A 14,196-nucleotide genomic window follows, 5' to 3' on the forward strand; every position below is an offset into this window, starting at 1 on the left:
GCTATAAAATAAACTTGGAAAGATCTAGTTGTTTTGAAATGTCTTCAAGTTTTCTTTTGACATATTGCTCATCTATTATATATGTTTTTCCGCTATTTTCTGATGCAGTATAGCTTATATCTTCCATTAATTTTTCTAAAATAGTATGTAACCTTCGTGCGCCAATATTTTCAACTTCTCTATTAACTACAGAAGCTATTTCTGCGATTGTAGAAACACCGTCATCAGAAAAATCAATAGTCACATTTTCTGTTTTCATTAAAGCACAATATTGCTTTAATAAACTTGATTCTGGCTCTGTAAGAATTTTGATTAAGTCATCTTTGCTTAAAGGGTTGAGTTCTACTCTAATAGGAAGGCGCCCTTGTAATTCAGGCAATAAATCAGAAGGTTTAGCCAGGTGAAATGCACCAGATGCAATAAATAATATATGATCAGTTGTAATAGTCCCATATTTTGTTGTTACGCTTGTTCCTTCAAGCAGTGGTAAGAGATCACGTTGTACACCTTCTCTATTAACTTCTCCCCTAATTTCTGTTCGTGCGGCAATTTTATCTATTTCATCTAGGAATACAATTCCATCATTACTTGCTATATATAAAGCTTCTTTAATAATTTTATCTTCATCAATTAGTTTCTCTGTTTCTTCATGTATGAGTATTTCTCTTGCTTCTTTTACTGTAACATTAATAGTTTTAAGTTGTTTATTGTTTCCTAGCATTTTATGTACTATTTCGTTAATGTTCATGATTCCTACTTGTCCACCTTGTATTCCTGGTATATCAAAGGAAGAAGCTATACTTTTGTTCTCTTTGACGCTAATTGATATTTCGGAATCTTCAAATTCTCCAGCTGCTAATTTACTCTGAAAAGTATTTCTTGTTTCTTCACTTGCATCTTGACCAATAAGAGCATTTAAAATAATGTTTTCTGCAATTTCCGCAGCTTTTTTTGCAAAAATTTTTCTATATTTTTTTTTAACTAATCCAATAGCTATATCTACAAGGTCACGTATAATAGAATCTACATCACGTCCTACGTAACCAACTTCAGTGAATTTTGTTGCTTCAACTTTTATAAATGGCGCATTAGCTAATTTTGCTAGACGACGAGCTATTTCTGTTTTACCAATACCTGTATGTCCTATCATTAATATGTTTTTTGGTATAATTTCTTCTCGTAAAGGCAAAGGTACTTTGTTACGACGCCAGCGATTACGTAATGCTATAGCAACAGCACGCTTAGCTTCTGCTTGACCTATGATGAACCTATCCAATTCTTGAGTGATTTGTTTAGGCGATAATTCTTGTATTATGCTATCTTCTTGACTTTGATGTATAGGGTCAGTACTACTATGAAGATCTTTGCTATTATTACAAGTTTGATATTTACTTATCAAAGACATAAATTAACCCTCTATTTTTTCCATTATAATGTTATGATTAGTATAAATGCAAATTTCAGCAGCTATTTTCATAGATGTAGTTATTATGTACTCTAAACTCATTGTATTTTCAAGGTCTTCTTGTGCTGAACACAAAGCCCTTGCTGCTGCTAATGCAAAATTACCTCCTGAACCAATTGCTGCAATTCCATTTTCTGGTTCTAAAACATCACCGTTACCGGATATGATTAAAGATACAGACTTATCTGCAACAATCATCATTGCTTCTAATTTACGTAAATATCTATCCATACGCCAATCCTTAGCTAATTCTACACATGCTCTCATTAATTGTCCAGGATGCTTTTCCAACTTACTTTCGAGTCTTTCGAATAGGGTAAATGCATCTGCAGTTGCTCCTGCGAAACCAGTAATTACTGTATTATTTGCTAAGCGCTTTATTTTTTTTGCGGAAGTTTTCATTACGGTATGACCCAAAGACACCTGTCCATCACCTGCTATTATGACACTATTATTTCTTCTAATACATAAAATTGTTGTGCCATACATTGTATTGTTGTCTTTATGGTCCATATAGATCCTCTTTTTATATATGCTATCTAAATGTTGTTAGTATAATTATGTAAAAGTGTATAATATATGTCTTATTATTGAAAATCAATAAATATGAAGAAATAATAAGTAAGTTGCTGTGAAGTTAAGATTTTAAGTAATAAATTGATTTTAATTAATTTTATAATTTTTAAAATTTAAAAATAGTAGAATAATTGTACTACTTTCTTTTAAAGTCATTGTATTGTAGTTAGGTGTTAATTATAGAATCTGCTAATTAATTGTATTGCTTAAGTAGAGGCGATACAATTAATGATATTTTCGATAAAAATTTAGATTTACATATTAAAAGAATAAAAAATAGGTCATTAGCGAATAAAAGTAGTATTAATGGATTAATTTAATAATTTTACATGATTTCAATGTATTTGCGACTTTTGCTGTGTGAATACTACTTAAACAGAGAGAAGTATTAAAATATTTTCTTCATATGCCTACTGACATTATCTATGTGATAGAATATATGGTAGCAATGATTTAACTAATAAAAGTAAAATTAAGTTGTATATTACCAGAGAATATTATACAATAAAGTTAAGTTGCAAGTGTTATTAAACTTAATGTGGGGTTTATTTTTACTGTATTGGTTGATTTATAATTGCAACATAACTGTGATATACTGTAAGTATTATCATTATGTAAATAATATGTAACTTCTTTTGTTGTACTAGTAAATTTTTTTTACTTAGATAGAATGCACTAAGTTTTGTATTCATTTAACTTATAGTAGTTTGCAAAAGACTTTGTGTTTATTTACTGAGTAAGTAGTTTGTAATTTTATATAAAAAATAATATAAAAAGGCACATTTTTTTATTTATTTTTATGTGAATTACGGTAAATTTTTTTTATGATTTTTTTAAATAGCTTGTATAATAATTTTTTGTGCTATAGGTTTTACCTATATTATAAATATGCAGTTCCTAATATCTCCTTTTACTGTTTATATGTTGCAATGAGTTATCGGGTCTGTATAGGAGTTATGTAATCTAAAAAAATTAGTAAAGTTATAGCAGTTTATTTCAATGTTTATTGTGAGTAAGTGTATAAGGTGCATTGCATTGAGCTTTATTGAACTTAATTTTAATTGAAGAGAGAATTTTATGTCAGAAGATATTACTATAGAAGAAGGAGTTGTAAAGGAACAAAGTTCCGCTAATGAAAGTGAGGTACTATCAAAGGTTTTAAGTCTTAATGAACTAAAGAAGAAGAGCACTGAGGAGTTGTTAATAATAGCAGAAGAGTTAGGAGTTGTTAGTAATGGTAGGATGCTTAAGCAAGAGATAATATTTCATTTAATGAAGAAAGTAGTGAGTGAAGGTGGTATAGCGATAGGAGGAGGAGTTGTTGAAGTATTACCTGATGGATTTGGGTTTTTAAGATCTGCAGAAGCTAATTATGCTGCAAGTAGTGATGATGTGTATATATCTGTAGGGCAAATAAAGAAATTTAACTTAAGAACAGGTGATATAGTTAATGGAGAAATAAGAGCGCCAAGTGATAAGGAAAGGTATTTTACATTAGTAAAAGCATATAATATAAATTTTACAGAGATAGGGAAATTGCAAAGATATGTACACTTTGATGATTTAATACCGTTATATCCGGAGGAAAGAATACTGTTAGAATGTAGTGATACAATAGGTAAGGATAAAAAGGATATTAGTATGAGAGCTATAGATATAATAGCCCCTTTGGGGAAAGGACAAAGGGCACTAATAGTAGCTCCACCTAGAGCAGGTAAGACAATAATATTACAACAAATAGCGCATTCAATATCGGTTAATCATCCAGATATGGAATTAATAGTATTATTAATAGATGAAAGGCCGGAAGAAGTAACAGATATGTTAAGGTCAGTGAAGGGGGAAGTAGTAAGCTCTACATTTGATGAGCCTGCGTATAGACATGTGCAACTTGCAGAAATAGTTATAGAGAAAGCTAAGAGGATGGTAGAGCATAAAAAGGATGTAGTAATATTGTTAGATTCGATAACAAGGTTAGCAAGAGCATATAATGCAGTGATTCCATCGTCTGGTAAGGTATTAACAGGAGGAGTAGATTCTAACGCATTGCAAAGGCCAAAAAGATTTTTTGGAGCTGCAAGGAATATAGAGAAAGGTGGATCACTGACAATAATAGCAACAGCATTAGTAGAAACAGGATCAAAAATGGATGAGGTCATTTTTGAAGAATTTAAAGGTACAGGTAATTGTGAAATAATTCTTGATAGAAAGATAGCGGATAAGAGGATATATCCAGCAATAGATATATCAAAATCTGGAACAAGAAAAGAAGATATGTTGATAGATAATGTATGTTTAAAGAAGGTGTGGTTATTAAGGAGATTGTTATCGGCAATGGGATCTATAGAAGCTATGGAATTTTTGAGGGATAAATTGAGTATAGCAAAAGATAATAATGACTTTTTTGAGATGATGAATAGTTAATAGTGAATTGTAATGGCAAAAGATAATGTGTAAATAAATATGGAAGTATATATTAAAAGTTTTAAAGGCGTATGTAACAAGGAATTGCTAATTATAACAGTAGAGATCTGTTAAAAAATATATATGAATTAAACAAATAGAGGCTAACAAACATAAGCTAAAGAGTGGCATTAGCTTTAATGATTATTAAAATGGTTCATGTTATTTAAAAAGAGTTTAGTATTTAAAGTATGAGATACTTTAATTACATATAAAGTAAATTAAAGAGTATTATTTGAATAGTTTAGAAAATGGGTTTCAATAAAGTTATGAAGACATTTAGTATATATGTTCTCTAGTTCTAATAATTGTTTACTGTGTGTTGGTATGTGAATTAAGTAATGTATCAGTGCTTGATTAAGTTTTTGTACAAAATATGCAGAGTCCTTGTTGGTTTTGCTTAATAAGTTTTTAACTATTTAAAGACTCATTATTTGCAGATAATACAGCTTCATGCATCATTTCTGAAAGTGTTGGATGGGGAAAAATTGTTGATATTATATCAAGATCTGTAGCTTCAAGTTGCTTACTGATAGCGTACCCATTTATCATTTCAGTTACTTCTGTACCAATCATGTGTGCACCTAGTAATTCTCCTGTGGTTTTATCAAAAATTACTTTTATAAATCCTTCTGTTTCGTCTGAAGCAATAGCTTTTCCATTACAATTGGCAAAAAATTTTCCAACTTTAATATCTAATCCTTTTTCCTTTGCTTGTACTTCAGTTAATCCTATGCTAGCAATTTGTGGAACCGAATATATGCAACTTGGTATATTGTTTTTTATGAGTGGGTGAATATTTTTGTTTAATTTTTTTTCATCACTTGCAATTTTTTCAATACATATTACAGCTTCATGACTTGCTTTATGGGCAAGACATGGAGGGCCAGCAACATCTCCTATAGCATAAACGTTTGGTTCATTAGTTTTACAATATTTATCAGTAATGATGAATCCAGATTTATCAGTATTAATGTTTGTATTCTCAATACCTAATCCTTCTGTATTCGGTTGTACACCAACTGCTAATATTACTTTTTCGCATTCGATAATAGTTGTCTTTTGAGTATTAGTTAATATTTTTACCTTTATTATGTCATTATGTTGATTGAGTTCTATGACTGAGCTGTTTGTGTAAATATTTACGCCATAATTAGCTAGTATTTTTTGTATTGTCTTTGATATGTCATGATCTTCTAATGGTAGTATGTTGTTCTGTAGTTCTATAATGCTTACATTACTGCCTAGTGTATTGTAGAAACTAGCAAATTCTATGCCTATTGCACCAGTGCCAATTATTAACAAGGATTTAGGAAGTGTTTTAGGCATCATTGCACTTTTTGCACTCCATATGTTTTCATGATTGTAACTAATATGAGGTAGATTTTTTGCTCTACTTCCTGTGGCGATTACTATGTGTCTTGCTGACAAATTGATACTGTTATTGTTACAAATAACTTTTATGAGTTTTTTATCATATAATTGGGCAGTACCATAATAAACTGCTATATTATGCTTTTTCATTAGGCTGCTGATGCCACTAGATAGTTTATCAACTACTTTACGTGATCTTTGGACAATTTTATTGAGATCGTATCCTAATGATTTGACAGTCAATCCAAATGAAGATGCTTTTTTTATTATATGATACATTTCAGCAGATTTAAGTAGTGATTTAGTAGGTATGCATCCCCAATTTAAACATACTCCACCTAGAGTTTGTTCTTTTTCGATAATCGCTACAGTATATCCTAGCTGTGCGGCACGTATTGCTGCTATATATCCTCCTGGACCACTTCCAATAATTATAAAGTCGTACTGATTCATTGTGTGTTTTTTATAAAAAATGATTCTCCATAGTATTTATAATGGTAATAAATTGCAATGATATTTTTGATGATATAAGTAATGGTTGCATACTTATGTGTAAGATTTGTAAATTTGTATTGTTAGTATAGAATGCTATTTTAAACACAAAATATTAATTTATTAAAAAGTATTGATTTTTACTTAAAAAATTAATATTTTATTAGATTAAAATATTAATTAGTTAAGGTTTATTAATAATGAAAAATATAGATCACAAAATATTACGACAGAAAAATGTTTCTGATTTGGTAGATGATCAAAAGATTAAGCTTAATATTATGAGTAGAATGCTTGATAATATTAGCAAGAGCACAAATGATAATATAAAAACTTTTAAAAATGTTTATTTTCTTGAAAAAGAGGAAATAATTTTTGCTGCTTATTATTTAGTAAGTGATCATAGTAATAATGATTTATATATTACAGTACAATTGCCTAATGGAAATACTAATACATTTAAAATCAATGATATGCCTATTGATAAAAGTGTTGAAAATTATTCTCCAGAGATATTGTTTGACAACAAAAGTGAATTTTTAGCTTGTGTATTTATTGAAAAAAAATTGCATATGCAACAAAATGCGAATGCATTATTTTTAAAAATGTATAAGTTTGATGTTAACAATAGTGTGTTACTTTCTCATGTCAGAAAAATAGAGCTTAATAGTTATGTAAAAAATTCATCAGTTATTTATAAATACCCTATTATTATACGACAGAATGATAAAGGAGATTTTTTTGTAATTGCTAAAACATTAAAAGATAAGAGAGCGGGTATTGGTGATAAAATTTATGTGATGTGGAAAATTAAAGATAATAATTTTGAAATGGTTGTGCCACGAAGTAGAAATAACGATGTGAGAAGTTATTACTTGTTTAAAGTTGTAGGATACAGTAATGGTAAGGAAGAAGATAACCTTATTATATCTTTAAGTTCTAATAGTAGTAAATTGAATGTAACCTATGTTGGCAATTATTTGGAAAATTATAAATTTTTTTCTAAGATATATAGATCTAGTATTAACTATGTGGGTATTAAACAATCAGAAGACTGCTTAATTAGTAAATATAGATGCATTATTGATAGCAATGTAGTTAAAATACCGCAAAGTCATATCAACTTGGTTAAGTCCGTTGATGTTGGTGATAATGTACATATTATATATATAGGAGATATATATAATAAAGATTTATCACATACTACTAAACAATTAGCTATTATTGCTAACTATGGAGATGCTGCACAAAGTGTTATTTATGATATAACCAATTTTCAAGAAGATGTTAATGCATTATATGTTAAATATGTAAATAATGATATAATTGTTACAGTTATTTTTAATAGTAAGATTACTGTATATAAAGTTTATGCTGATGATTTACTACATGGAAAAATTAACTCTATAATGGTATTTAACATAAATATCAATAGTATTAATAGCTTTGTTGATTTGTATCGCATAATAGATGGACAGGATTTGCTTAGTAAAAAGAGCAAAATATTAAGTAATTCTGTCATTACATCAGTGATGGATATTGATGGAATTGTAAAAGCTACTACAAAAATGATAATGCATGAATATGAGGATTATAAAGATCCTACTTTAGATTATGATAGTAATCATAATAAGAATGATACTTCTGTTTATATGGATCAAAAGAATTCTTCTGTATCTATTATGCCTATAATTTACAATGATACTTCAAATGTAACAAATCCTGTGAAGCATTACACGATTATTAATACCTCTACATTGAATAAAACTATGGAATCAATGGATAATGTAGTTGTTTCGGATACAACAAGTCAGGAATACAGTGTAACATTTAATAATAATGACTCAATAAGTGATAACGTGACAGACGTTATCAAGATTAAAAATGATGTTGATTTTTCACATAGTGATACTATTGCATTCAATAATTTTGTGACTTCTACAGGTTCACTGTTAATGAATAAAAATGTTAAAAATACTTCTGTTAATGGTGTTACTAAAAAAAATATAGATAATGAAGAAAAATTACATTATAGAAAAACGCAGAGAGCACATAACATAAGTAATCAAAATAACATTTTACTGCCGTTTAATAATTCAACAAGTATATTAAACTCTGCAAAAGCAGAAGATTTAATACAAAATATTTCAAGAAATGATACATCAAAACCTAATAATACACTATTATTAGCTGCAGGTATAGCAGCACCTTTATTTTTTTTAATTGTTATAACGTTTATGGTTGTATTTAGGTATGTTAGACATAAAAGAGGTCACCATAGAATAATTGATATGGATGATATTCCTATGAATGAAGGAAGAGAACTATATTACATTGATGTTGAAAGTGCTATTGATAGGTTGTCAGAGGAATTGTTATAAGGATTCTTTTTAGAATTTAATTAGTGTTGTAAAATACTGTGTATAAATTTCATACGTTTATATAAGCATTTTTGTAAGGTAGAAGTAGCCAAGATATGTATAAAGTTATATGTTTCTGATAAATCATAGGGAGAGTCTAGTATTAATATTATATGGTAATTTTTTATGTGAAATGTTGTTAATTGTTAGTTAATAATTTTTTATATACTAGTACATGTAACTAAAAGTTGAGAAACTTATTAGTGATAAGGTTAGCAAGAAATTTATGTCATTTTTTAGTCATTATGTATAACGATAAGATAGTGATTTCTCTTGGAAATAATGGTGCTGTAATATTGAGTATTGTTAATAACGTAATATTGCATAAGTATTTTTTTGAGGAAATGAATGATGCAAATTTTTTTGATATTAAATCATTAATTGTTTCTCATAAAAATTTACCTGTATACTTTCTACTTAATTATACTCATCAAAAATATACAAGGCAAACTATACCTGCAGCGAGTAGATTTGTAGTTAGGTCTTTAATTAACATGAAATCTTATGACAATGCTTTGCATGATTATGAAGTGAAATCTGCGTTTTTAATATCTAAGCCTAGCAAAGAAGATAATAATTGGTATTATATGTTTGTTGAATGTAAAATTAAAGATGAATTGTCTAAATCTTTAATTGATATAGTTTTGGAATATTCAAATAACTTCAAAGGAATATTATTATTTCCCATAGAATTAGTAAATGTGACTAATTATTTATTAAAAATACACGATAGACATAAAAGAAGATGGACAATGTTAATTGCGTATACTAAAACAAATGATTTACAACAAATTGTGTTGGACAATGATAAATTGATTTATACTAATACCATAACTGTTTCTGCAGATGAATTGCTGTCTAATGTTGTTGCTGGACAAATATATCAAGAAATAGAGAACACTATCCAATATCTTCTAAAATTTGGATTACAAAATAAGACTGAAATAACCTTATATGTTATTATTCCTAGTGATATTAAGGCAAGTCTTTTAGCTTTTGATTTTCAAAAAATAAATATTAATATTTTTACGCCTTACGAATTAGCAAAAGTACTAATGATTCAAGAATCTGCTAATATTATTAGTGTATACTGTGATACTGTAATATTATATGCTATTTTTCAGTATAATTCTTTATATATAGTTCATACGAAAAAGACACAGCGGGTTTATAAATCTTTATTAATATGCAAGTATGTAATACCTTCTTTTATGTGGATGTCAGTGTTACTTTTTGTGTTAAATGTTTTATATATTTTTAATATTAGTGTTAATTTGAAGAAAAAAATTCAATTGTTTCATCATAAAGAAAAACTGACTTCAAAATTTGATAGTATGAGAAGTGATTGTGATTTTATAAGAATTAATGAGATGCATGAAACGATAGATATGTATAAATTGCTATCTGGTACTAATATTTTTTCACTTGATGGTGTTATGAGACTTAACAAACTAAAATCTTCATATTTTCGTATTAATCACTTTGCATGGAATACTACTGAAAAACAGAAGGTAAATATAACGGTGAATTTAGAATTTAAATTAAAAGAAGATTTTTTAATACATTATGAAACTTTAAAGACTATTGCTTATAACATCTTTAGTGATTATAAAGTTAATATTTTAGTACACAATGAACACACAAATAATCAATATGTAAGCATTCATTTTATGAATTGAATAGGAAAATATGCTAAAAAGGAGTTCTTATATAAAGTTAACAACATATGGTATATTATTTTTGTTATTATTATGTATTTGGTGCTACGCATGTTATTACAATTATCATATAAAATCGAGTATTGATAGTATTAAAGGTGAGATTCAAGAAGTAAATTTTGAGATAGCCAGATTACATGATCATGAAACGGAACTTAATAATAATTTTGTTTTATGGCAAGAAATATCAGATTCGAATGTATATGGTGTATCACATATTAGTAATTTGGAATTATTAATTGATACTTTATGTGTGAAACATAATATTTTAAACCCACAAATTAGTATATCTTCTCCAGTACTAGTGAGTAATAATTATAAAAAACAATATATAGATGTTGTTAAACGTAATGTAGTGATAAAATTTTCCTCCATTACAGATGAGAATGTTTTTTTATTTATGCATACTATAAAGTATGACATTCCTGGCTATATTACTGTTAAATCTTTAGAATTAACAAAAAACAAAGAAATTACACATAATATAATGGAACATAACCTTGCAGGAAATTTTGTTCCTGCAGTGTATGGCAGTGTTGCTTTTGATTTGTATAGTATATCAAGTAAAGACCATGATCAACATCATAAAAGTTAGTGTATTTATGGTAATGTTTGTTTGTTATAATTTTCAAGCTAAAGCTAATAGTTGTGTAGGGTTAATTGATGCTTTAAAGACTTGTAAGCCTTATAAGTGTGTTATAAAGTTTGTTGAAGATAAGTTAGAATATGAAGTTTTAGGAATTAGAAGAAAAGGATGTAAGTATCTCGAAAGAGATTTATCAGGATTATCATTGTGTTATTTGTCTTCTGATAATCTTAACATAATGTCAGATTATTTAGTTAAAATTTTTACGAAGAATGCTAGTATTAATACGAAACAAATTGAAGTTTTAAAGTCTAGAATATGTAGGTTTTATGCTAGCATGGATGGAGGGTTGATTGATATGGGAAAAGAATTCACCGAAGAAAATATTAAGGATGTTGAGTATAAAGCTGGGCTTGAAAAAAGAAAGGCAGAAGCTAACTCAATAAAAAGTATTTTTTTTGATGAAGATATTATGAAGAAACTTCGTATGATAAAAAATTAATAATGTTTAGAATTAACAGTCAAAGATGAGGTCAATATAGTTTAATATTATGTATCAGTGATAATAAGTTTAAAAATATACTAAAAATGTGAAAAAATTAAAAGAAAATATTGTATTGGCAAATACTATAAAAAAGTTTTTTGGATCAATGTATATTAGAAGATTTTTTTTGTAAAAATTTATTAAATATAATTTACTTTGTAAGTAAAATAAAGAAAACGTAATGATATTGTATGCTAAATAATTATATAATAAATTAGTGCAGGAAACAATATTAAGGAATATTGAGATAAAGGCCACATAAAAAGTATTTTTGTAAGGGAGTAGAAAAAGTCTTATGTTATAGATAATCAGTATTTTTGGTAGCTGCAATACAAAAATTGTGTATATTGTAGCTATATAATACTTTATTAGAAGCGATTTTTATAATTTCATGTTATTGGAATTTATAATAATTTAAATATTATAAGTAAAAGTTGGGTATATTACTATAAAAGCTTTAAATGTATCTTATTGTAAAGATAAGAACAATATGTAGGTTATATTGTTCAGAATAGTAAAAAGCAGTTTGAGAATATATACATTAATTTAAAAGCGTTTATATTATATATGATTGTTTATAGAACAATAAGTAATATTGTGATAGCCATAAAGGTTAAATTTAATTATGAAAATTACAATTCTTGGATGTGGTTCATCAGTGGGGGTGCCATCTATAGGGTGTATTTGTCAAGTGTGCCAGTCTGAAGTACAATACAATAAAAGAACAAGAGCATCAGCATTGATTGAATATGAAGGTTTAAATTTTTTGATAGATTCTTCTCCTGATTTGCGTATGCAAGCACTAAACAATAAGGTTGATTTTGTAGATGCTGTTTTGTTTACACATTGTCATTCTGATCACTGTGCAGGAATAGGTGAAATACAAGCTTTTGCTCCTAAGAATGAATCAAAGTGTATACCAATATATAGTGATTTTAATACTTTGTGTATGTTACTTTCAAGCTATGCTTATCTATTTATTCCTAGCAGATCAAGTAACCCCTGGAAAAAATGTTATTACTTAACAGTGAATGTTGTATATCCTTATGAAGTATTTTATATTGGGAAGTGTAAAATAATATCTTTAAAACAGGTTCATGGAGATGTTGAAACAAATGGGTTTGTTTTTAATGATAAAATAGCATATTGTACAGATGTAAAATTTTTTCCTAAAAAATCTTTTGAGTTATTGAAAAACATAGAAATATTAGTACTAGGATGTTTGCGATATAATGAGACATATGCTCATGCGCATGTAGATTTGTGCATTGAGTGGATAAAAGATTTAAAACCTAAAATTGTTGTTTTGACTCATATGAGTCATGATATAGACTACAAAGATGTTAAGGAGTATGTAGACAAGCATGTTGGTGGTGATAGTAAAGTTATTATAGCATATGATGGATTAAAATTGAGCCTAGCTTGTTAGTATTGTTTGTAGGTAATATATGGTTATTATGATTACAAGTTTCTATATCAGTAAATCTGTTATTTTTATTAATACAAATTACTGTTTAAGAATGTCAACTATTATAACTACTTGTTGATATTATGCATTTTTAATATATGTGGTAGAAATTCTTCTGCTACTTTGTGATATACTTCTTTTTTAAAGTAGATAACATTATTTACTATATTATCTAAATCTTGCCAGTTCCATGATTTAAATTCTGGCTGTGAAGAGTAATTGATATTAATTTCTGAATCTTGTCCTGTAAATTTCATGAGGACCCATCTTTGTTTTTGTCCTGAAAACTTTTTATAAATTTTGTTAAAAGTGTCAGGTATTTTATAGTATAACCATGTTTTACTTGTGTACAGAATATGTGCATTTTTTATACCTGTCTCTTCTAATAGTTCACGTAGTGCTGCATTTTTGTAAGACTCATTAAAATTAATACCTCCTTGAGGCATTTGCCAAGAATCTATGCTAGTATCGATTCTTTGACCTGCGAAAACTTTTCCTTCTTTATTGGTAAGTACTATCCCTACACATGGACGATATTTTCTATCTTTGTTACACATTTTTTTAATGCCCAATATTTTGTTGTATGGAATTATACTAATGCTTTTGTGTAGAAATGATATTCTTTAATTAAGAATGTTCAAGTATATTTTTAATAGTAAATTAGCGTAGGATTGTGAAATTGTAATGCAAATTTAACGTAAGGTTTTTGTTAACGATGTGTAAATTTAAGTTATATATGATAACCTTGTTTTACTGTTATATGGTAATAATACTTTAACAGTAATATTAAACTCTTGTGTCACTAATCAAAATAAATTTAAATGTATTAAAAGCTGCTAGCTAATAATTTTGAGAGGAGTGATTTTTTATATGTTGCGTATTGCTGTATGATAAAAATATATGGTAGCTTTGTATTATGCAATGTATATATGGTATATTAATGAAAAATGTTACTTTATAAATATACAATATAAAAGTAATAGTTTTAAATTAATATTAAAATACAATATTATTTTTTAAAAGCTGTAATATATTATGGCACGTATAGTATAAGTTATTTGTAGTAAATTTTTAATAAGTAAAATTTGTA

10 protein-coding genes are annotated in these 14,196 nt (G+C 27.5%); 6 read left to right on the top strand and 4 right to left on the bottom strand.

The genetic code is table 11. The features are described 5' to 3' along the window. Position 1: 1 nt before the first annotated feature. Entirely contained in the window at positions 2-1,405 is a 1,404-nt protein-coding gene (gene hslU / locus NLO413_RS04110) for an ATP-dependent protease ATPase subunit HslU (RefSeq protein WP_045809216.1), read from the bottom strand. 3 nt (positions 1,406-1,408) lie between these two features. Further along, complete coding sequence (gene hslV / locus NLO413_RS04115) at positions 1,409-1,978, bottom strand: ATP-dependent protease subunit HslV (protein ID WP_045809217.1); 570 nt, start codon at positions 1,976-1,978, stop codon at positions 1,409-1,411. Between the two features lie 1,140 nt (positions 1,979-3,118). Here hslV and rho point away from each other — a divergent pair. Continuing rightward, on the top strand, positions 3,119-4,465 hold the full coding sequence (gene rho, locus NLO413_RS04120) for a transcription termination factor Rho (RefSeq protein ID WP_045809218.1): 1,347 nt from the start codon (positions 3,119-3,121) through the stop codon (positions 4,463-4,465). 450 nt (positions 4,466-4,915) lie between these two features. On the opposite strand, the gene lpdA is transcribed toward rho, so the two are convergent. Continuing rightward, positions 4,916-6,331, bottom strand: coding sequence for a dihydrolipoyl dehydrogenase (gene lpdA, locus NLO413_RS04125; protein WP_045809219.1), 1,416 nt, complete (start codon positions 6,329-6,331; stop codon positions 4,916-4,918). A gap of 239 nt (positions 6,332-6,570) precedes the next feature. Here lpdA and NLO413_RS04130 point away from each other — a divergent pair, with 239 nt between their 5' ends. The 5 genes from NLO413_RS04130 (at position 6,571) to NLO413_RS04150 (ending at position 13,067) form a co-directional block, all read left to right on the top strand. Continuing rightward, entirely contained in the window at positions 6,571-8,751 is a 2,181-nt protein-coding gene (locus NLO413_RS04130; protein ID WP_045809220.1) for a hypothetical protein, read from the top strand. 284 nt (positions 8,752-9,035) lie between these two features. After that, positions 9,036-10,469, top strand: coding sequence for a hypothetical protein (locus tag NLO413_RS04135; RefSeq protein ID WP_052690398.1), 1,434 nt, complete (start codon positions 9,036-9,038; stop codon positions 10,467-10,469). Between the two features lie 10 nt (positions 10,470-10,479). Continuing rightward, positions 10,480-11,103 (top strand): hypothetical protein, encoded by a 624-nt coding sequence (locus tag NLO413_RS04140; RefSeq protein ID WP_045809221.1) that lies wholly within the window; start codon positions 10,480-10,482, stop codon positions 11,101-11,103. Then, positions 11,081-11,596, top strand: coding sequence for a hypothetical protein (locus tag NLO413_RS04145; RefSeq protein ID WP_052690399.1), 516 nt, complete (start codon positions 11,081-11,083; stop codon positions 11,594-11,596). The genes NLO413_RS04140 and NLO413_RS04145 overlap by 23 nt, the downstream gene beginning before the upstream one ends. A gap of 667 nt (positions 11,597-12,263) precedes the next feature. Beyond that, positions 12,264-13,067 carry an MBL fold metallo-hydrolase gene (locus NLO413_RS04150; RefSeq protein WP_045809222.1) on the top strand — a complete coding sequence of 268 codons (804 nt, stop codon included), beginning with the start codon at positions 12,264-12,266 and terminating at the stop codon, positions 13,065-13,067. Positions 13,068-13,174: 107 nt separating this feature from the next. Here NLO413_RS04150 and NLO413_RS04155 read toward each other — a convergent pair whose 3' ends face one another. Next, positions 13,175-13,663, bottom strand: coding sequence for an RNA pyrophosphohydrolase (locus NLO413_RS04155; RefSeq protein ID WP_045809223.1), 489 nt, complete (start codon positions 13,661-13,663; stop codon positions 13,175-13,177). Between the last annotated feature and the right edge of the window lie 533 nt (positions 13,664-14,196).

The sequence above is a fragment of the Candidatus Neoehrlichia procyonis str. RAC413 genome (assembly GCF_000964795.1).
In the GTDB taxonomy this organism is placed as follows: domain Bacteria; phylum Pseudomonadota; class Alphaproteobacteria; order Rickettsiales; family Anaplasmataceae; genus Neoehrlichia; species Neoehrlichia procyonis.

What these genes read in the sequence shown, in the direction of transcription:
- NLO413_RS04155 (WP_045809223.1), bottom strand. Translation starts at nt 13,663, where the DNA reads ATGTGTAACAAAGATAGAAAATATCGTCCATGTGTAGGGATAGTACTT.
- rho (WP_045809218.1), top strand. Translation starts at nt 3,119, where the DNA reads ATGTCAGAAGATATTACTATAGAAGAAGGAGTTGTAAAGGAACAAAGT.
- NLO413_RS04140 (WP_045809221.1), top strand. Translation starts at nt 10,480, where the DNA reads ATGCTAAAAAGGAGTTCTTATATAAAGTTAACAACATATGGTATATTA.
- NLO413_RS04150 (WP_045809222.1), top strand. Translation starts at nt 12,264, where the DNA reads ATGAAAATTACAATTCTTGGATGTGGTTCATCAGTGGGGGTGCCATCT.
- lpdA (WP_045809219.1), bottom strand. Translation starts at nt 6,331, where the DNA reads ATGAATCAGTACGACTTTATAATTATTGGAAGTGGTCCAGGAGGATAT.
- NLO413_RS04130 (WP_045809220.1), top strand. Translation starts at nt 6,571, where the DNA reads ATGAAAAATATAGATCACAAAATATTACGACAGAAAAATGTTTCTGAT.
- NLO413_RS04135 (WP_052690398.1), top strand. Translation starts at nt 9,036, where the DNA reads ATGTATAACGATAAGATAGTGATTTCTCTTGGAAATAATGGTGCTGTA.
- NLO413_RS04145 (WP_052690399.1), top strand. Translation starts at nt 11,081, where the DNA reads ATGATCAACATCATAAAAGTTAGTGTATTTATGGTAATGTTTGTTTGT.
- hslV (WP_045809217.1), bottom strand. Translation starts at nt 1,978, where the DNA reads ATGGACCATAAAGACAACAATACAATGTATGGCACAACAATTTTATGT.
- hslU (WP_045809216.1), bottom strand. Translation starts at nt 1,405, where the DNA reads ATGTCTTTGATAAGTAAATATCAAACTTGTAATAATAGCAAAGATCTT.